Raw genomic sequence first — 20,945 nt, 5'->3', positions numbered from 1 at the left:
ACATGATGAAAGTCCTATTTCTAGTACAGAAGGAACAGCGCGCGATCCTGGATCGCCTGTACGACGGCGTCGCGGCCAACTGCGAATGCGACCTGCGCTGGTTGACCAGCGAAGACCAACGCAACCTGCGCCGCTACTTCAAGCGCCAAGTGCAGGTCGAGCGCTATGACCGCATTGTTTTCTTTCTGCGCTTCAAGCAGGAAATCCGCCAGGTCGCGTTCATTCGTACCGTGCCGAACCTGGTCATACTCGAGCACGACGCCTACCAGAACTACATCCCGTGCAAGTACACCGGCAAGTTCAGCGCCCACTACCGGCAACTGCCCTGGGCGCGTGTGATCAGCTCTGGCTACATGGTCAGCGAGCGCCTGCGCCAGGAAGGCTTCGATGCGGTATTCGTGCCCAAGGGTTATGACGAGCAGTTGCTGGCTGACCAAGGGCGCGAGCGCGATATCGAACTGGCCTTCGTCGGCAGTGTCAACAGCGTGGCCTACAGCGGCCGCAAGGCGCTGCTGGACGAGTTGGGGCAGGTCGAGGACCTGCTGGTAACCCGCACCAAGTCGGGCGAAGACTATTGCAACACGCTCAACCGAATCCGGTTTTTCGTCAGCGCCGATGTCGGCATGGGCGAATACATGATCAAGAACTTCGAGGCCATGGCCTGCGGCTGTGTACTGCTGGCCTATGACCAGGGCGAGCAGGAAAACCGTGCGTTGGGTCTACAGGACATGCACAACGTGGTGTTGTATGACACCATCCCGACCCTTCAGGCCAAGCTGCGACGCTTGCGTGCCGAGCCTGAGCTGGCGCGGCAGATTGCCGAAAACGGCCGCCATCTGGCGGTTTCCCGTTTCAGCTTCGGCGCTGTAGGCCGTAGCATCGTCGAGCACATGCGCCCAGCGCTCAGGCCCCGCCCGCCATTGTCTGCATGGCAGCGGCTGCGCCTGAAGCTGGGCTTCTAACATAAGAGCTTTGGCGCCCAGGAACGGGCGTTGAAAGCCGACAGTCGCAACGCGGGGGGAGTCCGGTGCGCTTTTCAAATGAGAGTGATGTCACGCTTGTCGTGACCAGTTGTGGGCGGTTCGACCTGCTCAAAGACACCCTTGAGAGTTTCGATCGCTACAACACGGCGCCCATTCGCGAGGTATTCATCACCGAAGATTCAGGTGACGATGCCGTGCATGACGCTGTGCCAGAGCACTGGAAACCGCACTGCAAGGTGTTCGTCAACCGCCCCAAGCTAGGCCAACTGGCGTCTATCGACCTGGCCTACAGCCACGTCAAGACGCCCTACATCTTCCATTGCGAGGACGATTGGCACTTCTATCGCCAAGGCTTCGTCGAGGACTCGCACGCCATTCTGGCTGCCAGCCCCGACCTGCTGCAGGTGTGGCTGCGCAGCCACGCCCACGACCTGGCCGTGCACAGCCCGTACATTCACCTCGGGGATCGGCAGGTGATCGCCGGCGTGCCGTGCTACCCCCTGTTGTCGGACAAGGCCGAATGGCAGGCGTTTTCGTTGAACCCCGGCCTGCGGCGGTTGAGCGATTACCAGCGCTGTGCGCCATTTGCCGCCTATGCTGGAGAAAAGGCGCTGTCCCGGCGTTATGCCGAGCTCAACCTGACAGCGGTCACGCTAGAAGGTGATGCGGTATTGCACACTGGGTTCGGTAATCACGTGACCGTACCCATTGAAGTGGAGCGCAAGGCCAAGCGCCGTCAGCGTGACCGGATGAAGCTGGCATTGACGCTGGTGGCAGGGGCCTTGATCGGCGCAGGTATTACCGTTTTTGTACAGTAACAACGCAGTCATGCCCGCGATTGCCCGCAGCAAGCCCCCCCGACAACGTCGATTGATGCTGGCCGAGCGATGTCTCGGCTGACCTCAACGCGCGAGCAGGGCGCCCTCGAATGCAGCGAGGGGGAAGCGCTCGCCGAGGTTTTCCCGCTCTATGTAACGCACCATGTGCTGCACATTGCGCCGGATCATGCGCGCTGACAGCGGCGGCCGCAGGAAGCGCATGTCGGCTACATCGATCAGGCCCAGGCGCTGGTCAGGGGTTACCACCACGTTGCCCAGGTGCAGCGAGCGGAAATACACACCGCTGCGGTGCAGCTGGCGGATCAGTTCGATCAGGCGCGGCAGGTAGATATCCCAGCTGAAACCTTCATCCCGAGACATTTGCAGCAAGGTGCGCCCCGGCAGAGGGCGATACAGCACCGCGGTGCGGCCTGGCATGTCGAGCTTGTGTTGGCTGATCACCTCGAGGGTGGGAATGCCCAGTTGTGCCAGGCGCGCAGCGTTGTCGACGAAGCGCTGCGAGTACGGGCGCAGCAGTGCAGATGAAATCAGACGTTTTCTACGAAAAACCTTGAGGAAATTACCATCTGCGAGCAGGTAGACTTTGGCGCCATGGCTGTCTGCCTCAAGCACCTGGGCGCCGTGTGTCAGCTGGTCGAAGTCGACCTGGTTGAGCCGCGAGCATTGCATGAATAGGGCCTTGTCGTCTGGCGAGCAAAATGACCGGCAATAATGCCGAAAATAATGCGGTAGCACCATGCATGGTGTCTTCGATTCATCGGGTAGGAAACGGGTTCGCCCACACAGCCCTGTAGCTCGGCCTTGCGATGATGCTGCCATGGGGGCGTGCCGAAAATGACGCCTGTGGTAAAATTTCCGGTTCAACCTGAACAGCGAGCTTGATAATGGCCGAAACACCGCGACCGGCGGAGCACACATCCAGCCTGAAGATCTACTTCCGGCTGCTGGGCTATGTGAAACCCTACGTTGGCATTTTCCTGCTGAGCATCATCGGTTTCGTGATCTTCGCCTCGACCCAGCCGATGCTGGCCGGCATCCTCAAATATTTCGTCGATGGGTTGAGCAACCCCGAAGCGGTGTTGTTCCCCAACGTGCCGTACCTGCGCGACCTGCAATTGCTTCAGGCCGTGCCGCTGCTGATCATCCTGATCGCCGCCTGGCAAGGCCTGGGCTCGTTCCTTGGTAACTACTTCCTGGCCAAGGTCTCCCTGTGCCTGGTGCACGACTTGCGGGTGGAGTTGTTCAACAAACTGCTGGTGTTGCCTAACCGCTACTTCGACAACCACAACTCCGGGCACCTGATTTCACGCATCACCTTCAACGTGACCATGGTTACCGGCGCTGCCACCGATGCCATCAAGGTAGTGATCCGCGAAGGCCTGACGGTGGTGTTCCTGTTCGCCTACCTGCTGTGGATGAACTGGCACCTGACCCTGGTGATGGTCGCCATCCTGCCGGTCATCGCGGTAATGGTCAGCGTTGCCAGCAAGAAATTCCGCAAGCAGAGCAAGAAGATCCAGGTAGCCATGGGCGACGTCACCCACGTTGCCTCTGAAACCATCCAGGGCTATCGCGTGGTCCGCAGCTTCGGTGGCGAGGCCTATGAGGAACAGCGTTTCGGCAAGGCCAGCTTGAGCAACACCGACAAGCAGCTGCGCATGACCAAGACCGGTTCGCTGTACACGCCGGTGTTGCAGCTGGTGATCTACACCGCCATGGCCGCGTTGATGTTCCTGGTGCTGTTCCTGCGGGGCGAGTCCACCGCCGGCGACCTGGTCGCCTACATCACCGCTGCCGGCCTGTTGCCCAAGCCGATTCGCCAGTTGTCGGAAGTCAGCTCGACCATCCAGAAGGGCCTTGCAGGTGCCGAAAGCATCTTCGAGCAACTGGACGAAGCCCCTGAGCTGGACACCGGCACGGTCGAGAAGGAGCGCGTGGAAGGGCACCTGGAAGTGCGCAACCTCAGCTTTACCTACCCTGGTACCGACCGCGAGGTGCTGAGCGACATCAGCTTCACTGCCGAGCCCGGGCAAATGATCGCCCTGGTTGGCCGCTCGGGCAGTGGCAAGTCGACGCTGGCTGCGCTGATCCCGCGCTTCTATCACCACAGCAAAGGGCAGATTCTGCTCGATGGCGTGGAGATCGAGAACTACCGCCTGCGCAACCTGCGCCGCCATGTGTCGCAAGTGACCCAGCATGTCACCCTGTTCAACGACACCGTGGCCAACAACATCGCCTACGGCGACCTGGCCGGCGCCCCGCGCGCAGACATCGAAGCCGCGGCGGCCGATGCCTACGCCAAGGAGTTCGTCGACCGTCTGCCGAAGGGCTTCGATACCGAAGTCGGTGAAAACGGCGTGCTGCTGTCCGGCGGTCAGCGCCAGCGCCTGGCAATTGCCCGTGCACTGCTGAAAAACGCCCCACTGCTGATTCTCGACGAGGCCACCTCTGCCCTGGACACCGAGTCCGAGCGGCATATCCAGGCGGCGCTGGACCACGTGATGCAGGGGCGGACCACGCTGGTCATCGCCCATCGCCTGTCCACCATCGAGAAGGCCGACCAGATCCTGGTGATGGATCAGGGCCGGTTGGTAGAGCGCGGTACCCATGCCGAGTTGCTTGCGGCAAATGGCCATTATGCCCGCCTGCATGCCATGGGCCTGGATGAGCCGGCCCAGGCCGACATCACCTGAACCCTCCTTGATCGGGGCCGTCATGGCCCCGATTGTCACGGGAATTTTCCATGGGCTATCTGGCCGTAAAGCCATTGACGACCCTGTGCTAATATCCTGCCCCTGTTCATTATTTCCATATGGGTTGCCCATGAAGTTGTCCATGCCGCGTTTCGATCAAGCCCCGGTACTGGTGGTCGGCGATGTCATGCTCGACCGCTACTGGCATGGCGGTACTTCGCGTATTTCGCCCGAGGCGCCAGTGCCGGTGGTCAAGGTCGATCAGATCGAGGATCGCCCCGGCGGTGCGGCCAACGTTGCCTTGAACATTGCCGCGCTGGGCGCACCCGCGTCGCTGATTGGCGTCACCGGCCAGGACGAGGCCGCCGACAGCCTGGCCAATAGCCTGCAGGCTGCCGGGGTGCGCTCGGTGTTCCAGCGCATTGCCCACCAGCCGACCATCGTCAAGCTCCGGGTCATGAGCCGACACCAGCAACTGCTGCGTATCGATTTCGAAGAGCCCTTCGCCACCGACCCGCTGTCGCTGGCCAGCGAGGTCGATAACCTGCTGGAGGGGGTCAAGGTGCTGGTCTTGTCCGACTACGGCAAGGGTGCGCTGAAAAACCACCAGGCCCTGATCCAGGCGGCCCGGGGCAAGGGCATTCCGGTGCTGGCCGACCCCAAGGGCAAGGATTTTTCCATCTACCGTGGCGCCAGCCTGATCACCCCCAACCTCAGCGAGTTCGAGACCATCGTGGGTCGATGCGTCGATGAGGGCGACCTGGTCGCCAAGGGTTTGCAACTGCTTCAGGACCTGGACCTGGGCGCCTTGCTGGTCACCCGTGGCGAGCACGGCATGACCCTGCTGCGCGTTGGCCAGCCAGCGCTGCATTTGCCGGCGCGGGCGCGCGAAGTGTTCGACGTTACCGGGGCTGGCGATACCGTCATCTCCACCCTGGCCGCCGCGATTGCCGCCGGTGAGGACTTGCCCCACGCAGTGGCCCTGGCCAACCTGGCGGCAGGTATCGTGGTCGGCAAGTTGGGTACCGCCGCCATCAGCGCCCCTGAACTGCGCCGTGCGATCCAGCGTGAGGAAGGCTCCGAGCGCGGTGTGCTGGGCCTGGAACAGCTGCTGCTGGCCATCGATGATGCGCGGGCGCACAAGGAGAAAATCGTTTTCACCAACGGTTGCTTCGATATCCTGCATGCCGGGCACGTAACCTACCTGGAGCAGGCGCGGGCCCAAGGCGATCGCCTGATCGTGGCCGTCAACGACGATGCTTCCGTCAGCCGCCTGAAAGGGCCGGGCCGGCCGATCAACAGCGTCGACCGGCGCATGGCCGTGCTGGCCGGGCTGGGTGCGGTGGACTGGGTGATCAGCTTCTCCGAGGGCACCCCGGAGAACCTGCTGAGCCAGGTCAAGCCGGATGTGCTGGTCAAGGGGGGTGACTACGGCATCGACCAGGTGGTCGGCGCCGACATCGTCAAGGCCTACGGCGGCACCGTGAAGGTGCTGGGGCTGGTCGAGAACAGCTCGACCACGGCTATTGTCGAGAAGATCCGCAAGCACTGATCGAGCGCCACTCTTTCACTGGCCTGTGCAGGAGCGGCCTTGTGTCGCGATGGGCTGCGTAGCAGCCCCAGGATTCCACTGCAAACGCACAAATAGCTGGGGCTGCTGCGCAGCCCTTTCGCGACACAAGGCCGCTCCTACAGGAGCCACGCAGGCTTCAGAATCTTATTTGTGAAGTGAGGTGCGCGCCCGCTGCAGCAACGCCCGCGCCTTGTCGCCAAAACGTTGCAGGCGTGAGGCCCGCGCCGGCTTGCTTTCCACCAGGCCTTGCTGCTTGACCCAATCCCTCCAGCGCACCCGCTCGTCCGCCACTACCCAACCTTCCTGCCTGGCAAAGCTTTCGGCCAGGTACAGCCCGCGCGTGCTTGCAGGCACCAATTCGTCCTTCTTCAACGTGTACAGCTCTGCCAGCGGTTGGCCGTCCTGCAACGGCATCAGGTACAGGTCAGGGCGCTTGCGGTTGAGCCTCGCCACCAGTTGGTCGCCTTCCAAACGCTCGTCAACGTGGAACAAGCTGAGTTTCTTGGCGTCCCGCGGCACCTGCAAACGCATGTCATAGATCAGCTGCAACGACGCAGTGGGCAAGTGCACATAGGCCCGCGGCCGCTCCAGCAGGGGCAGCTGGCCACAGTGTACGGGCCGGGCGGCACCGGATTGCGGGGCCAGCACGAAGTGCGGGGTTTCGCGGTAGTGCAGGGCGGCAGCGTAGGGGACGGGTAGCCAGGTGTCGTTGAAGCGCCCGCCCAGCCAGCCTTCCGGGGTTTCCAGCAGGCATTCTTCGGCTACTTCCTGCACGGCAGTATGCAGGGGCAGGTTCAGCTCCTGCGCCGGCACGTAGCCGGAAATCAGTTTCAATACCACATCGCCCCGGTCTTGCCGGCGCTGGCGCACCAGCACCCAGTAATCGCGGTTCTGCCAATGCAGCGTCAGGCGCACCGATACGCCCAGGTTTGCCAGTTCGGCCACGAAGCGCTGCGGGTCGGGCAGTTCGATGGCTTTGCGCCGCTGTTGGGTCTGGGCGAAATTCAGCGGCATGCCGATGCTCTGGTAAATCAGCCCTTCGGCGCTCGCCTCGACGTGCAATGGCAGTGTCTTGAAGTTGCTCGGGTTCTTGCGGATCAGCGTTCGCGCCACGAGGCTCCTCCTTGCGTCGGGTCAGTTTCCAGGCCCCGGGGGCCGTGGGTAACTCAGTGCTGGCCCAGGATGCGGGCAACGGTGGCCACGTTATGGGCCAGGTGCAACGGGTTGATGGTGCCGACGATAGCACTGCTGACGCCCGGGTGGGCGAACAGCAGTTCGAAACTGGCCTTCACAGGGTCGACACCCGGCGCCAGGCAAAGGTGCCCGCTGGCCAGCGCCTTTTTCACCAGGATGGCCTTGCCGTGCTCGGCAGCGTAGTCCAGCACCGGCCGTTCTGCCTGCTCGCTGAGGTTGTAGGTGACCATGGCGCAATCGCCTTGTTCCAGGGCTTTCAGGCCGCCGGCGACGGTTTTGCCGGACAGGCCGTAGCCAAGGATCTTGCCCTCTTGTTTGAGCGCGGCCAGCGTCTGGTACACCTCTTGCTGCTCAAGAATGGCCAGGTCGTTGCCGTCGGAATGCACCAGCACCAGGTCGATGCGGTCGGTTTCCAGGCGGCGCAGGCTGCGCTCCACCGAGCGGCGGGTGTGGGCGGCGGTAAAGTCGAAATGTGACTGGCCACTGTCGAATTCTTCCCCGACCTTGCTCACGATCACCCACGCGTCGCGCTGGCCGCGCAGTAGCGGGCCCAGGCGTTCCTCGCTGCGGCCATAGGCGGGGGCGGTATCGATCAGGTTGATGCCCAGTTCGCGGGCCTGGGCCAGCAGCATGCGGGCTTCGTCGTCGCTGGGGATGGTGAACCCGTTGGGGTATTTCACGCCCTGATCGCGGCCCAGCTTGACCGTACCCAGGCCGAGTGGCGAAACCTGAAAGCCGGTGCTGCCCAGCGGGCGGTGCAAACCGTGCAGGGTGGGCAGGCTCATGGCAGCAGGCGCTCCCAGGCCGGCACACCCAGCACCGGCCGAGGCAGGTCGCCTAGCTCGGCATGCGCCTGTGGGCGGATCCCGTCGCGTTGCAGATGGCTGATGACGCGGTCGCTGAAGTCCGGTGCCAGCGCCAGTTTGGTTGGCCAGCCCACCAGCAGGCGGTGTTGCTCGGCGAGGAAGGCGTTGTCTGGGCGTACCAGGCCGGACTGTGCCGGTTCTGCGCGGTCGACCCGCAGTGTGGCCCAGTGCAGTTGGCTTTGGTCGACCCAAGGCAGCAGGCTGGCGATTTCCTTCTGGGCGGCGGCTATTTGTGCCTCAGGCTCGCGGGCGACGCCATCGGCTTCGGCCAGGTCGCCACCCAGGTACCAGACCCACTGGCCATCGGCCGCGGGGTGGGTGGTGATGGTGACCCTGGGCTTTGGCCCACTGCCCAGGCAGTGGGCGTACAGCGGTTTGAGGTTGGCGCCTTTGGCCAGCACCATGTGCAACGGGCGGGTTTGCATGGCCGGCTGCCGCAGCCCCACGGCATGCAGCAGGTCGGCGGTGCCGGCGCCGGCGCTGAGTACGATGCGTTGCGCACGGATGTCACGGCCGTCCACGCGCAGGCCGACCAGTTCTTCACCTTCGCGCAGCGGTTCGATGTGCTCGCCAGCCAGCAGGCTGTCACCTGCCAGTTCGGCCAGGTTGGCCAGCAGGCTGGGCACGTCGATGACCAGTTCAGCCAGGCGGTAGACCTTGCCTTTGAACGCGCGGTCTTGCAGGGCGGGTGGCAGTTGCTCGCCCTTTACCTGATCGACCCGGCCGCGCACGGCCTTGCTGGCAAAGAAGCTGGTGAGGTTGCCGGCCAGGGTGCCTGGCGACCACAGGTAGTGGGCATCGGACAGCAGGCGGGTGCCGGCAAGATTCAGCTCGCCGCTGCCGCTCAAGGCTTCGCGCCAGCGGCGCGGCATGTCGGCAATAGCTTCTGAGGCGCCGGTCAGGGCACCGTGCAGGGCGTACTTGGTGCCGCCATGGATAATGCCCTGGGACTTGATGGTCTGCTCACCGCCAAGGCTGGCGCGCTCCACCAGCACTGTCGAATACCCCATGCGGCGCAGGCGTGCATTGAGCCAGAGGCCTGCGACCCCGGCGCCGACGATCAGCACGTCAGTGGAAATGGCAGATGGCATGGCGGTACCTCGAAGACTGGGACAGCTGGCAAGTATACAGGGTATCCCCCAGCGGGCCCTACCGCCGGCAAACCCGGCCAGTGCTACCCCGTGGGCGCTGGCTTGCCTCGCGGGGTACAGCTCAATGCCCGGTGGTCTTGGAGAACAGCTGAATCACCACCACCCCGCCGACAATCATCGCCATCCCCAGCATCGCCGGCACATCCAGCTTCTGCCCGTAGATCACCAGCGCCGCCACACTGATCAGCACAATGCCCAGCCCCGACCAGATGGCATAGGCAATACCCACCGGAATGCTGCGCACCACCAGGGTGAGCATCCAGAACGCAATGCCGTAGCCCACCACCATCAGCAGCAGCGGCAACGGCGTGCTCAAGCCTTTTACCGCTTTCATCGAAGCGGTGGCGATGACTTCGGCGCAGATGGCAATGGCGAGATAGGTGTAGGCATTCATGGTGGGATCCTCCGGTTCTGGCGGGCATTCTAGGCTCAACCTGGATGCGGTAAAGTCGTTACCTATCAATTTTGGAGATAGGCCAATGGCCGAGCAGTGGAACCTCGAACAACTGCGAACCTTTGTGCGCGTTGCAGAATTGCGCTCGTTCTCTGCCGTGGCCCGTGAACAGCGCAAGGCCCAGTCGGCGATCAGCAGCGCGGTCGCTTTGCTGGAAACCGACCTGGGCGTCACCCTGTTCGAGCGCAGCAGTGGCCGGCAGCCGAAACTGACGCAAAACGGCAGCGCGCTGCTGGAAGATGCCCGTGAACTGCTGCGCCAGTGCGAACGCCTGGATGGCCGTGCGCTGGCGTTGATGCGCGGGCAGGAGGCCTTGCTGCGCGTGGCGCAGGACGAAGCCATGCCCTACCAGCCGGTGATTGACAGCCTCGATGAATTGGCCAGCCACTTTCCGCTGCTGGAGGTGCAACTGGCCAGCGGGGCCCAGGGTGATGTGGCGCGCAAACTGGTCGAGCGGCGCGCCGACCTGGGGCTGTTCTTTCACCACGAGAGCATCCCGGCAACCCTGGAGCGGCGCGCCCTGGGCAGCGTGGAAATGGTCACGGTCTGTGCGGTCGACCACCCGCTGGCGGGTCGTGGCCGGGTCACTCGCCAACAGCTGGCCCGCCATCGTCAATTGCTGATCACCCCGCAGCAAAGCGGTTACCCCGGTGGCGAGGCCATCAGCCCGCAGGTGTGGCGTGCCGACAGCTTCTACGTCCTGGCGGAGCTGTTGATGCGCGGCCTGGGCTGGGCCTGGTTGCCACGGCATGTCGTGCAGTACCCCACATACCAGACGCACATGGTGGAGCTGGACAGTGAGTGGCGCCCACCGGCGTTGGTGGCGGAACTGGCCTGGCGCCGTGATGAACCCCTGGGCCCTGCTGCGCAATGGCTGGCCGAGCGCTTTGCAGTGCACTTGCGCGCGATCGGGTAAACTCCGCTGCCATGAACAGAACCCTCTATACCTTGCTCTTTCACCTGGGCCTGCCGCTGGTCGCGCTGCGCCTGTACCTTCGCGCGCGCAAGGCGCCGGCCTATGGCCAGCGTATCGGCGAGCGGTTTGCCTTCAGGCTGCCGGCCATGCGCCAGGGCGGTATCTGGGTGCACGCGGTGTCGGTCGGCGAAAGCATTGCCGCGGCGCCTATGGTGCGCGCCTTGCTCAAAGCCTACCCGCAACTGCCCATCACGATCACCTGCATGACCCCTACCGGTTCCGAGCGCATTCGCGCCATGTTCGCCGACGAACCCCGTGTGCAGCACTGTTATCTGCCCTACGACCTGCCGTGGGCGGCGGGGCGCTTCCTCGACCATGTGCAGCCGAAACTGGGCATCATCATGGAAACCGAGCTGTGGCCCAACCATATTCATCAGTGCGCCAAGCGCGGTATTCCGGTGGCACTGGCCAATGCCCGCCTCTCTGCGCGCTCGGCCCGTGGCTATGGGCGCTTTGCCAGGCTGACGCGGCCGATGTTGGCGGAGATGAACCTGATTGCCGTGCAGACCGAAACCGAGGCGCAACGCTTTCGTGAGCTGGGCGCCCGCCCGCACTGCGTGCAGGTGACCGGCTCGATCAAGTTCGACCTGAAGGTCGATGAGCAGCTGTTGCCACGGGCTCGGGGGTTGCGCGAGCAATGGGGCGCTACGCAGCGCCCGGTGTGGATTGCTGCCAGCACCCATGAAGGTGAGGATGCGCTGGTGCTGCAGGCGCATCAGCAGTTGTTGCAGGTGCATGGCGATGCCTTGCTGATCCTGGTGCCGCGCCACCCTGAGCGGTTCAATGCGGTGCATGCGCTTTGCAGCGAACGGTTCAACACCGTTCGCCGCTCCACTTGTGCGCCCGTCGACGCACAAACCCGGGTATTGCTGGGCGACACCATGGGCGAATTACTGTTTCTGTATGCGCTGGCCGATATCGCCTTCGTGGGCGGCAGCCTGGTGCCGACCGGCGGGCACAACCCGCTGGAACCGGCAGCACTGGCCTTGCCGGTGATCATGGGGCCGCACGTGTTCAACTTCCTCGAAATCAGCGCAATGCTGGTAGAGGCAGGGGCGTTGCAGCAGGTGGACGATGCCGACGGGCTGGCCGAGGCCGTGCGGCGGTTGGTCGAGTTACCGCAGGATGCCCAGCGCATGGGCGCGGCGGGCAGGGCGGTGATGCAGGCCAACCAAGGTGCATTGCAGCGCTTGCTCGATGGGCTGGCTGCGCTAATGCGCTGATATTCGCAGCGGTGCGATCCCTGTAGGAGCGGCCTTGTGTCGCGAAAGGGCCGCACAGCGGCCCCGACAATCTTGCGGTCGTGCGAAAATCCCGGGGCGCTGCGCCCCCCCTTTCGCGACACAAGGCCGCTCCTACACCGCGTGCTTCCTGAGTTCAAGGGCGGCGCTCGAAGTTCTTGGCTGCAGCAGCCGCCAGATCCGGTGGCAAGAAGTCCTTGTCCGGGTTGTAGTCGGCCTTCAGGTACCGCCCCAGGTCCTGTAGATCCTGCGGGCTCAGGGTGCCTGCGGCCTGCTTGAGGCTCAGGTTGTCGAGAATATAGTCGTAGCGGCTGTTGTTGTAGTCGCGCACCGAGGTGTACAGCTGGCGCTGGGCATCGAGCACGTCGACGATGTTGCGGGTGCCGACCTGGTAGCCGATTTCAGTCGCTTCCAGCGCACTCTGGTTGGAGATGATCGACTGCTTGCGTGCCTGGACCTGTTCCACGTCGGTGTTCACCGCGCGGTGCAGGTTGCGGGTGTTCTCCACCACCTGGCGGCGCAGGCTCTCGCGCTGCTGTTCGCTCTGGCTCAGGCGCTGGTAAGCCTCGCGTACCTGCGAGCTGGTCAGGCCGCCGCTGTAGATCGGGATGTTCAGTTGCAGGCCGATACTGGTCTGCTCGACGTCGCCGCTGTAGCGAACGTTCTGTTGGGGAGCAGGGTTGGTAAAGCCGAGGCTGTCGTTGTCACCCTTCTGGTATTTGGCCACTGCATCCAGGGTGGGTGCATGGCCGGCCTTGCGCTGGCGCAGGGTTTCTTCGGCGGCAGACACCGCATAGTTGGTGGCCAGCAGGTTGAGGTTCTGGCGCCCGGCCGTTTCCACCCAGGCCTTGGCATCGTTCGGCGTAGGTACCTGCACTGGCAGGCTATGCACCACACCCTGGATCGAGCTGTACTCTCGGTTGGTCAGCGTTACCAACGCTTCGAAGGCATCCTGTACCTGGCGATCGGCGATGATCCGGTTGGCCCGGGCAGTGTCGTAGCCGGCCTGCGACTGCAGCACGTCGGTCTTGTCCGACAGGCCGACATCGAAGCGTTCGTTGGACTGGTCGAGCTGGCGCTTGAACGCGGCTTCCTCCGCCTTGGTCGCGGCCAGGTTGTCCTGGGCGCGCAGCACGGCAAAGTAGCTTTGGGCCGTTTGCAGGATGAGGTTCTGCTCAGTGGCCGACAGCTCCAGGGCGGCTTGTTCGTTGACCGCCTCGGCGGCCTGCAACTGGAACCAGCGGTCGGCGCGGAAAATGGGCTGCGCCAGGGTTGCACTCCAGGCGTTGCCGCTGCGGTTGGAGGTAATCGACGGCTCGTCCAGCTTGGTGCGGGTATTCATCATCTCGGCCCCGGCCGACAGGTTCGGCAGCAAGCCGGCGCGGGCCTGCGGTACCACCTCACGGCGTGCGCCGTAGTCGGCGCGTGCTGCTGCCAGGTCGGCGTTGTTGTCGACCGCTTCCTGGTACACGCTGACCAGGTCGGTCTTGACCGTCTGGGGCGCGTCCGCTGCCCAGGCCACTCCGTTGGACGCACAAGACACGGCTATTGCCAGTGAGAGTTTGCGCAGCATAAAGGCAATCCTTGTACGAAATTGAATTACTGAACCGTTGAGTATTTGGCGATGCGCCAGTTTAGTGCCATGTGCCCCCCGGCAACAATCGCCGGGCGCGCCTTTCATCATCTGCGCAGAAACCCGCTTGGCTTTGCCGACCACAGCAGTCTAGACTGCGCAGGTTCTTGTCGGGGTGCCTTGAAGCAAAGGCTGAGATCGCAGAGGTGCGGATCCCGTTGAACCTGATCAGGTTAGCGCCTGCGTAGGGAACAAGATTGCTCGCCTTCCCGGGGAGCCTCTTGTGCCAGGTCCGGGATTGTCACAGCTGCATGCAGCTTCAAGGCACCCCCATATCCGGCACTGCATCCACTAATGGATGCGTCCGCGCCATTCAGGTTCACCCCGACATTCCACTGCTAGGAAGCCGTCTGGAGAGCCTGTGATGACCCAACAAGAAAAAACGATCAACCTCAGCGAATCGGCGCAAGTCGATCAGCAGTCCGTGCAACCGTTCCCGCGTTCGCGCAAGGTCTATGTGCAGGGCTCGCGCCCGGATATCCGCGTACCCATGCGGGAAATCAGCCTGGCCGATACGCCGACCGATTTCGGTGGCGAGTCCAATGCCCCGGTACTGGTCTACGACACCTCCGGCGCCTACACCGATCCCAGTGTGATCATCGACGTGCGCAAAGGCCTGGCCGACGTGCGGTCGGCCTGGATCGACGCGCGTGGCGACACCGAGCGCCTGGCCGGGCTGAGCTCCGACTTCGGCCAGCAGCGCCTGAACGACGCCGAGCTGGCCAAGCTGCGTTTTGCCCACGTGCGCAACCCGCGCCGGGCCAAGGCCGGCGCCAATGTTTCGCAAATGCACTATGCCCGCCAGGGCATCGTTACCGCCGAGATGGAATATGTGGCCATCCGCGAGAACATGAAGCTGCAGGAGGCGCGCGCCGCCGGCCTGCTCGACGCGCAACATGCCGGGCATAGCTTCGGTGCCAATATTCCGAAAGAGATCACCCCCGAATTCGTGCGCCAGGAAATTGCCCGTGGCCGTGCGATCATCCCGGCCAACATCAACCACCCGGAGCTGGAGCCGATGATCATCGGCCGTAATTTCCTGGTGAAGATCAACGGCAATATCGGTAACAGCGCCCTGGGCTCGTCCATCGAGGAAGAGGTGGCCAAGCTGACCTGGGGCATCCGCTGGGGGTCGGACACGGTCATGGACCTGTCCACCGGCAAGCACATCCATGAGACCCGCGAGTGGATCATCCGCAACTCGCCGGTGCCGATTGGTACCGTGCCGATCTACCAGGCCCTGGAAAAGGTCAACGGGGTGGCCGAGGACCTGACCTGGGAGCTGTTCCGCGACACCCTGATCGAGCAGGCCGAGCAGGGTGTGGACTACTTCACCATCCATGCCGGGGTGTTGCTGCGCTACGTGCCGCTGACCGCCAAGCGGGTCACGGGCATCGTCAGCCGTGGCGGCTCGATCATGGCCAAGTGGTGCCTGGCCCATCACAAGGAAAACTTCCTCTACACCCACTTCGACGAAATCTGCGAAATCATGAAGGCCTACGACGTCAGCTTCTCGCTGGGCGATGGCCTGCGCCCCGGCTCGATCGCCGACGCCAACGACGCTGCGCAGTTCGGTGAGCTGGAAACCCTTGGCGAGCTGACCAAGATTGCCTGGAAGCATGACGTGCAGTGCATGATCGAAGGCCCTGGCCACGTGCCGATGCAGCTGATCAAGGAGAACATGGACAAGCAGCTGGAATGCTGCGAGGAGGCGCCGTTCTACACCCTCGGCCCACTGACCACCGATATCGCCCCGGGTTACGACCACATCACCTCGGGCATTGGTGCGGCAATGATCGGCTGGTTCGGCTGCGCCATGCTCTGCTACGTAACGCCCAAGGAGCACCTGGGCCTGCCGAACAAGGATGACGTCAAGACCGGCATCATCACCTACAAGATCGCCGCGCATGCTGCCGACCTTGCCAAAGGCCACCCCGGCGCACAAATCCGCGACAACGCCCTGTCCAAGGCGCGCTTCGAGTTCCGCTGGGAAGACCAGTTCAACCTCGGCCTCGACCCTGACACTGCCCGCGCCTACCACGACGAGACGCTGCCCAAGGAGTCGGCCAAGGTCGCGCACTTCTGCTCGATGTGCGGGCCGAAGTTCTGCTCGATGAAGATCACCCAGGAAGTGCGGGAGTACGCCGCCAAGATCGAAACCGTGGACGTCACGGTCGAGCAAGGCATGCGTGAGCAGGCCGAGCGGTTCCGCCAGGAAGGCAGCCAGCTGTACCACAAAGTCTAAGAACGCAGGGGCCGGCTCCCACAGAAACCGCGCCAGGCTCAAGGCCAGCGCGTTTTTTGTGGGAGCGGCCTTGTGTCGCGATACGAGGACAAAGTCCTCGCCAGGAACACCAACAACATTGCCGGCGAGCGCCAACCATGACATCACCCAGCCCGTTCTCTCCCGACCACCCGGTCCCCACCCACCAGCGCATCTTCGGCGCGCGTGACCTGTTCTCCCTCTGGTTTTCCCTGGGCATCGGCCTGATGGTGCTGCAAGTCGGCGCCATGCTCGCGCCGGGCCTGGGCCTTGCTGGCGCCGTACTGGCCATTGCCCTGGGCACCGGCGTGGGCGTGCTGTTGCTGGGCGCCGCCGGGGTCATCGGCAGTGACACCGGGCTGTCGGCCATGGGCACCCTGAAGCTCAGCCTGGGCAGCCATGGCACGCGCTTGCCGGCGGTGCTCAATTTGCTGCAACTGGTGGGCTGGGGGGCGTTCGAGATCATCGTCATGCGCGATGCCGCTAGCCTGCTGGGCGCACGTGCGTTCGGTGAGCACAGCGCCTGGAACAGCCCGATGCTGTGGACCCTGTGCTTTGGTGCCCTGGCGACCTTGCTGGCGGTGAGCGGGCCACTGGCGTTCGTGCGCAAGGTGTTGCGCGCCTGGGGTATCTGGTTGCTGCTGGGGGCCTGCGTCTGGCTGACCTGGAACTTGTTCGCCAAGGCCGACCTGGCTGAGTTGTGGGGGCGCGCCGGGGATGGCTCGATGTCGCTGGCAGTAGGCTTCGACATCGTCATTGCCATGCCGCTGTCGTGGCTGCCGCTGATCGCCGACTATTCACGTTTCGCACGCAATGGCAGGCACGTGTTCGGCGGTACCGTGCTGGGCTACTTCATCGGCAATACCTGGCTGATGAGCCTGGGCGTGGCCTACACCCTGGCCTTCGCCGCCAGTGGCGAGGTCAATGCGTTGTTGCTGGCCTTGGCTGGCGCCGGCATGGGGGTTCCGTTGCTGCTGATTCTGCTCGACGAGTCGGAAAAGGCATTCGCCGACATCCACTCGGCGGCGGTCTCCACCGGGGTGCTGCTGCCGTTGAAGGTGGAGCACCTGGCACTGGCCATCGGCGTGCTGTGCACCCTGATCGCCTTGCTGGCGCCATTGGCTCAGTACGAGAACTTCCTGTTGCTGATCGGTTCGGTGTTTGCGCCGCTGTTCGGCGTAGTGCTGGTGGACCACTATGTCGTGCGTCGCCGTGGCCTGCCGGTACAGGTCAAGGGTTTGCACTGGCAGGCGCTACTGGCCTGGTTCGTGGGGGTGGCGGCCTACCACCTGATTGCCGCCAATGCACCCGAGCTGGGCGCCACCCTGCCAGCATTGCTGCTGGCAGGTGTGCTGCACGGGCTGCTGAGCCTCAGCCGCGGCCGGGGAACAGTTCCGGCTTGAGCACGCCATTGAGGCGCGGGTAGGGGATCTTCAGTTCCACGTGGCCCATGGAATAGGGCGCGATGGCATAGACCTCGTACTTGACCACCAGTGCGCCGTACGTCAGGGCGATGTGCGGCGACTTCTTGAACGGCCAGGTCTTGACGAACTCGGCGTCCTTGTCCATGCCCACGCTCATCAGCCAGGCGCGGTGCGACTCTTCGACGGTTTTCCAGAACGTCTCTTCCTGGCCAGGCACCAGCATGTCCTGCAGGGTCAGCACCTTGTCCAGCTTGCGGGAGTAGTTGATGAAACCACGCCCAGGCATGCCGTGTGCGCCACCGCTGTCCAGGTAGCTGGACAGTTCGATGATCACCAGGCCGTCATGCTGCTCGCGTACCTTGGCTTGCAGGTAGCTGCTGTTACGTTTGTCGGCACTGGCCAGGTATTGCTGTTCATAGGCCTGCAGGGTGGCCGGCGCGGTGCCATGCTGATTGTCTTCGGTCAGTTGCAGCAAGCGCTTTTCGACGATGCCGTCAAGCTTGGGCAGGGCCGGGAAGTGCACCATGTCGATGTTCACCAGCGGGCAATCGCTTTCGCTGCAACCGGGTTTTACATGCTCCCAGGCGTCGCGTTTGACCTCTAGCGGGGTCCGGTAGTTGGGCGTGAACAGGCTCTGGCAGGCGCCCAGAGCGAGTGCCAGCACGGCCACGGAAGTCAGTTTGACAATGGTCATGATGATCCTTGCAAAAACAGGGAAAAGTCGGCCTTTGACCGTCTGCGCGGCCTTCGGTTCGCCACTAAGCTAACAGAGTGCGCACGTGCTGTCCCGACTGTGCGAATGGTTGCTGGAAAGGGGTGAAACGCGCTGGCGTGCGGAGTAGGATGGCGCGATGCTGTGATTGAGGTAGCGAGGATTTCCATGTCAGACACGTTGAACTCAGTGCCCAGGGCGGTCGAGATCGTCAAGCGGGAAAACTGCTTCCAGGGCTTCTACAAGCTCGACAAGGTGCACTTGCGCCACGAGCTGTTTGCGGGCGGCATGGGGCGCGAGATCAGCCGTGAACTGTTCGTGCGTCACGATGCGGTGTGTGTACTACCCTACGACCCGCTGCGCGATGAAGTGGTGCTGATCGAACAGTTCCGCGTCGGTGCAATGGGCAAGGCCGAAAACCCCTGGCTGATCGAAATGGTCGCCGGGCTGATCGACAAGGACGAGCAACCCGAGGAAGTCGCCCACCGTGAAGCCGAAGAAGAAGCGGGCCTGACTTTCAGTGCCCTGTGGCCGATGACCCGCTACTTCCCGTCGCCAGGCGGCAGCGATGAATACGTGCACTTGTTCCTTGGCCACTGCAGCAGCGAAGGGGCAGGGGGGCTGCATGGCCTGGAGGCCGAGGGTGAAGACATTCGCGTGCGGGTGTGGTCGTTCGAAGATGCCTTGCAGGCCGTGCGCGATGGGCGCATCTGCAACGCGGCGACCATCATCGGCTTGCAATGGCTGGCGCTGAACCGTGACGAAGTACGAGGTATGTGGAAGTGAACCTGCTGCGCGAGCGCTATCGAGTCGACCTGGCCGGGCTGCAGGCTGCCTGTGAGGCCAACTATGCCCGGCTGATGCGCTTGCTGCCGGACATGCGTACCACCCAGAGCTCGCGCCGCATCGGTATGACCCAGGGCGACCAGATGCTTGGCGTGCTGGTGCTCGACGTGGTGCTGGCCTGCCCGTACACCACCACCCTGCATATACGTCAGGAGCACAGCTTGCCGTGGCTGCCGGTGCCGCACCTGGAGGTGCAGGTGTATCACGATGCGCGCATGGCCGAAGTGATCAGCGCCGAACATGCCCGGCGCCTGCGCAGCATCTACCCCTACCCGAACGAGGCCATGCACCAGCCAGACGAAAAGGCCCAGCTCAACCTGTTCCTCGGTGAATGGCTGAGTCACTGCCTGGCCTGTGGCCACGAACTGGCAAGCGTTCGCTGACATGCATGCAGACCACCCGCGCCCAGTACATGTGGTGCAACTGACCGACGCCCATCTTTTCGCCGACCCGGCCGGCAGCATGCTGGGCCTCAAGACCCGTGAAAGTTTGGGCCATGTGGTAGCCCAGGTGCGGCGCGAGCAACCGCTTGTCGACTTGCTGTTGTGCACGGGCGACTTGTCCCAGGATGCCAGCGTTGCTTCTTATGAAGCTTTTCGTGAGCTGACTGCGCCGTTTGGCGTACCAAGCCGTTGGCTGCCGGGCAACCATGATGAGGCCCGGATCATGGCCGAAGTGGCGCCGGAGTTGGTACAGGCGGTAACCGATATCGGCGCCTGGCGTATTGTGATGCTCAACACGGCGGTGCACGGCGCCACACATGGCTTGCTGGGGGATGACCAGCTGGCAGTGCTGGAGGCCGCGCTGAAAGGGGCGGGCGGGCGCCATTGCCTGGTGTGTTTCCACCATCAACCGGTAGACATCGGCTGCGCCTGGATCGCCCCGATCGGCTTGCGCAATGCCCAGGCGCTGTTTGACATCATTGAAGGTTACCCACAGGTGCGGGCATTGCTGTGGGGGCACGTTCATCAGGAGTGGGATGAAGTGCGCAATGGTCGGCGCCTGCTGGCTACGCCTTCGACCTGCATTCAGTTCGCGGCCCGCAGCGAGGACTTCAAGGTGAGCGAAGAGCAGCCTGGGTACCGCTGGCTGCGCCTGCATGCCGACGGGCGGCTGGAGACCGGGGTGGAGCGGGCGTGGGACTTTGAAGTGAAGCTCGACTTCGATAGCCCAGGTTATTGAGCGGGTTGCGCGTTCAACTGTAGGAGCGGCCTTGTGTCGCGAAAGGGCCGCAAAGCGGCCCCGGCAATGTCTGCGGCGAAGCTGAAATTCTGGGGGGCGCTTCGCACCCCTTTTCGCGACACAAGGCCGCTCCTACAGCGCTGCCCTGTTGCAGCGGGCTATGGTGAAGAAATTGTTGCGAAACCCGTGACGCTGCGTCAAAACCCGGCGAACGCGCTACACTGCGCGTCCCTGCGCCCGCATCATCAGGCGCGAAGCCACAGATTCCGGGGGCAGCATGTCGGGTTCCATCCTCTATATCCATGGCTTCAACAGCTCGCCGCTTTCCACCAAGGCGCGCCAGCTCGAAGCGGTCATGCAGCGGCTCGGCCTGGCCGATCAACTGCGGGTGCCCGCCTTGCACCATCACCCACGCCAGGCCATCGCCCAGCTTGAGGCGGCCATCGCCGAACTGGGCGCGCCATTACTGGTGGGCAGTTCGCTCGGCGGCTACTATGCCACCTGTCTGGCGGAGCGCCATGGCCTCAAGGCCTTGCTGGTCAACCCGGCGGTTACCCCGCACAAGCACTTTGACGGCTACCTGGGTACCCAGCGCAACCACTACACCGATGAAACCTGGGAGCTGACCCTGGACCACGTGCAGGCCCTGGCCGAGCTGGAAGTGCCAGCGCCGGTCGATGCCAGCCGCTATCAGGTGTGGCTGCAAACCGCCGACGAAACCCTGGATTACCGCCATGCCGAACGTTATTACCGTGCTTGTGCCCTGCGCATCCAGGCCGGTGGTGACCACAGTTTCCAGGGCTTTGCCGAGCGCCTGCCGGCCCTGCTGGCGTTTGCCGGTATTGCGCGTGGGCAGTATGCAGCGCTCGATTTTTCTGTATTTTGACTTTTTTGCACTCACCAGACTGACGACGA

The 20,945-nt window shown here is 63.4% G+C and carries 19 protein-coding genes and 1 riboswitch; of the genes, 12 read left to right on the top strand and 7 right to left on the bottom strand.

The window, feature by feature from the left end; translation table 11 throughout:
* Positions 1 to 5: 5 nt before the first annotated feature.
* Both QME24_RS03700 and QME24_RS03695 read left to right on the top strand, forming a co-directional pair.
* Positions 6 to 962 carry a glycosyltransferase gene (locus QME24_RS03700; RefSeq protein ID WP_054906196.1) on the top strand — a complete coding sequence of 319 codons (957 nt, stop codon included), beginning with the start codon at positions 6 to 8 and terminating at the stop codon, positions 960 to 962.
* Positions 963 to 1,027: 65 nt separating this feature from the next.
* Complete coding sequence (locus tag QME24_RS03695; protein ID WP_054881222.1) at positions 1,028 to 1,801, top strand: hypothetical protein; 774 nt, start codon at positions 1,028 to 1,030, stop codon at positions 1,799 to 1,801.
* A gap of 84 nt (positions 1,802 to 1,885) precedes the next feature.
* Here the strand turns inward: QME24_RS03695 and QME24_RS03690 are convergent, their stop codons facing one another.
* Positions 1,886 to 2,491 (bottom strand): hypothetical protein, encoded by a 606-nt coding sequence (locus QME24_RS03690; RefSeq protein WP_009681346.1) that lies wholly within the window; start codon positions 2,489 to 2,491, stop codon positions 1,886 to 1,888.
* A 215-nt stretch (positions 2,492 to 2,706) separates the two neighbouring features.
* Between QME24_RS03690 and msbA the strand changes: the two genes are divergently transcribed.
* Both msbA and hldE read left to right on the top strand, forming a co-directional pair.
* On the top strand, positions 2,707 to 4,515 hold the full coding sequence (gene msbA, locus QME24_RS03685; RefSeq protein WP_280091725.1) for a lipid A export permease/ATP-binding protein MsbA: 1,809 nt from the start codon (positions 2,707 to 2,709) through the stop codon (positions 4,513 to 4,515).
* A 130-nt stretch (positions 4,516 to 4,645) separates the two neighbouring features.
* The gene (gene hldE, locus QME24_RS03680; RefSeq protein ID WP_009681344.1) at positions 4,646 to 6,067 is read left to right on the top strand and encodes a bifunctional D-glycero-beta-D-manno-heptose-7-phosphate kinase/D-glycero-beta-D-manno-heptose 1-phosphate adenylyltransferase HldE; all 1,422 of its coding nucleotides are present in this window, start codon (positions 4,646 to 4,648) and stop codon (positions 6,065 to 6,067) included.
* A gap of 165 nt (positions 6,068 to 6,232) precedes the next feature.
* Here hldE and QME24_RS03675 read toward each other — a convergent pair whose 3' ends face one another.
* The 4 genes from QME24_RS03675 to QME24_RS03660 all read right to left on the bottom strand — a co-directional run bounded on the left by QME24_RS03675 (position 6,233) and on the right by QME24_RS03660 (position 9,693).
* Complete coding sequence (locus QME24_RS03675; protein WP_054904857.1) at positions 6,233 to 7,201, bottom strand: hypothetical protein; 969 nt, start codon at positions 7,199 to 7,201, stop codon at positions 6,233 to 6,235.
* A gap of 53 nt (positions 7,202 to 7,254) precedes the next feature.
* Positions 7,255 to 8,067, bottom strand: a complete 813-nt coding sequence (locus QME24_RS03670; RefSeq protein ID WP_115294901.1) for an aldo/keto reductase — start codon at positions 8,065 to 8,067, stop codon at positions 7,255 to 7,257.
* Positions 8,064 to 9,239, bottom strand: a complete 1,176-nt coding sequence (locus tag QME24_RS03665; RefSeq protein WP_115294899.1) for an FAD-dependent oxidoreductase — start codon at positions 9,237 to 9,239, stop codon at positions 8,064 to 8,066. Before QME24_RS03665 ends, QME24_RS03670 begins: the two co-directional genes overlap by 4 nt.
* 121 nt (positions 9,240 to 9,360) lie before the next feature.
* Complete coding sequence (locus QME24_RS03660) at positions 9,361 to 9,693, bottom strand: multidrug efflux SMR transporter (protein WP_009681340.1); 333 nt, start codon at positions 9,691 to 9,693, stop codon at positions 9,361 to 9,363.
* An 85-nt stretch (positions 9,694 to 9,778) separates the two neighbouring features.
* On the opposite strand from QME24_RS03660, the gene QME24_RS03655 reads away from it, so the two are divergent.
* Together QME24_RS03655 and waaA are read left to right on the top strand one after the other, a co-directional pair.
* Positions 9,779 to 10,669: a LysR family transcriptional regulator gene (locus tag QME24_RS03655; protein ID WP_054904853.1), complete on the top strand. Its 891-nt coding sequence runs from the start codon at positions 9,779 to 9,781 to the stop codon at positions 10,667 to 10,669.
* Positions 10,670 to 10,680: 11 nt separating this feature from the next.
* Entirely contained in the window at positions 10,681 to 11,952 is a 1,272-nt protein-coding gene (gene waaA, locus QME24_RS03650) for a lipid IV(A) 3-deoxy-D-manno-octulosonic acid transferase (protein WP_280091724.1), read from the top strand.
* A gap of 154 nt (positions 11,953 to 12,106) precedes the next feature.
* Here waaA and QME24_RS03645 read toward each other — a convergent pair whose 3' ends face one another.
* Positions 12,107 to 13,543: a TolC family outer membrane protein gene (locus QME24_RS03645; RefSeq protein WP_054904851.1), complete on the bottom strand. Its 1,437-nt coding sequence runs from the start codon at positions 13,541 to 13,543 to the stop codon at positions 12,107 to 12,109.
* Between the two features lie 161 nt (positions 13,544 to 13,704).
* Positions 13,705 to 13,811, top strand: a riboswitch (TPP riboswitch).
* A gap of 156 nt (positions 13,812 to 13,967) precedes the next feature.
* On the opposite strand from QME24_RS03645, the gene thiC reads away from it, so the two are divergent.
* Both thiC and cytX read left to right on the top strand, forming a co-directional pair.
* The gene (gene thiC, locus QME24_RS03640; RefSeq protein WP_280091723.1) at positions 13,968 to 15,848 is read left to right on the top strand and encodes a phosphomethylpyrimidine synthase ThiC; all 1,881 of its coding nucleotides are present in this window, start codon (positions 13,968 to 13,970) and stop codon (positions 15,846 to 15,848) included.
* Positions 15,849 to 15,985: 137 nt separating this feature from the next.
* Positions 15,986 to 17,269 (top strand): putative hydroxymethylpyrimidine transporter CytX, encoded by a 1,284-nt coding sequence (gene cytX, locus QME24_RS03635; protein ID WP_047150057.1) that lies wholly within the window; start codon positions 15,986 to 15,988, stop codon positions 17,267 to 17,269.
* Here cytX and QME24_RS03630 read toward each other — a convergent pair.
* Entirely contained in the window at positions 17,238 to 17,984 is a 747-nt protein-coding gene (locus QME24_RS03630; RefSeq protein ID WP_173891289.1) for an RsiV family protein, read from the bottom strand. The genes cytX and QME24_RS03630 overlap by 32 nt on opposite strands.
* Positions 17,985 to 18,170: 186 nt before the next feature.
* Between QME24_RS03630 and QME24_RS03625 the strand changes: the two genes are divergently transcribed.
* The 4 genes from QME24_RS03625 (at position 18,171) to QME24_RS03610 (ending at position 20,916) form a co-directional block, all read left to right on the top strand.
* Positions 18,171 to 18,788, top strand: coding sequence for an NUDIX domain-containing protein (locus tag QME24_RS03625; protein WP_009681332.1), 618 nt, complete (start codon positions 18,171 to 18,173; stop codon positions 18,786 to 18,788).
* Positions 18,779 to 19,231, top strand: a complete 453-nt coding sequence (locus QME24_RS03620; protein WP_009681331.1) for a DUF1249 domain-containing protein — start codon at positions 18,779 to 18,781, stop codon at positions 19,229 to 19,231. Before QME24_RS03625 ends, QME24_RS03620 begins: the two co-directional genes overlap by 10 nt.
* 1 nt (position 19,232) lies before the next feature.
* Complete coding sequence (gene cpdA / locus QME24_RS03615) at positions 19,233 to 20,030, top strand: 3',5'-cyclic-AMP phosphodiesterase (RefSeq protein ID WP_009681330.1); 798 nt, start codon at positions 19,233 to 19,235, stop codon at positions 20,028 to 20,030.
* A 277-nt stretch (positions 20,031 to 20,307) separates the two neighbouring features.
* Positions 20,308 to 20,916, top strand: a complete 609-nt coding sequence (locus QME24_RS03610; RefSeq protein WP_054904847.1) for a YqiA/YcfP family alpha/beta fold hydrolase — start codon at positions 20,308 to 20,310, stop codon at positions 20,914 to 20,916.
* Positions 20,917 to 20,945: the final 29 nt, after the last annotated feature.

The organism is Pseudomonas sp. PARCl1, assembly GCF_947311875.1.
Classification (GTDB): Bacteria; Pseudomonadota; Gammaproteobacteria; order Pseudomonadales; family Pseudomonadaceae; genus Aquipseudomonas; species Aquipseudomonas juntendi.
This window is presented reverse-complemented; position numbering and strand designations above follow the sequence as displayed.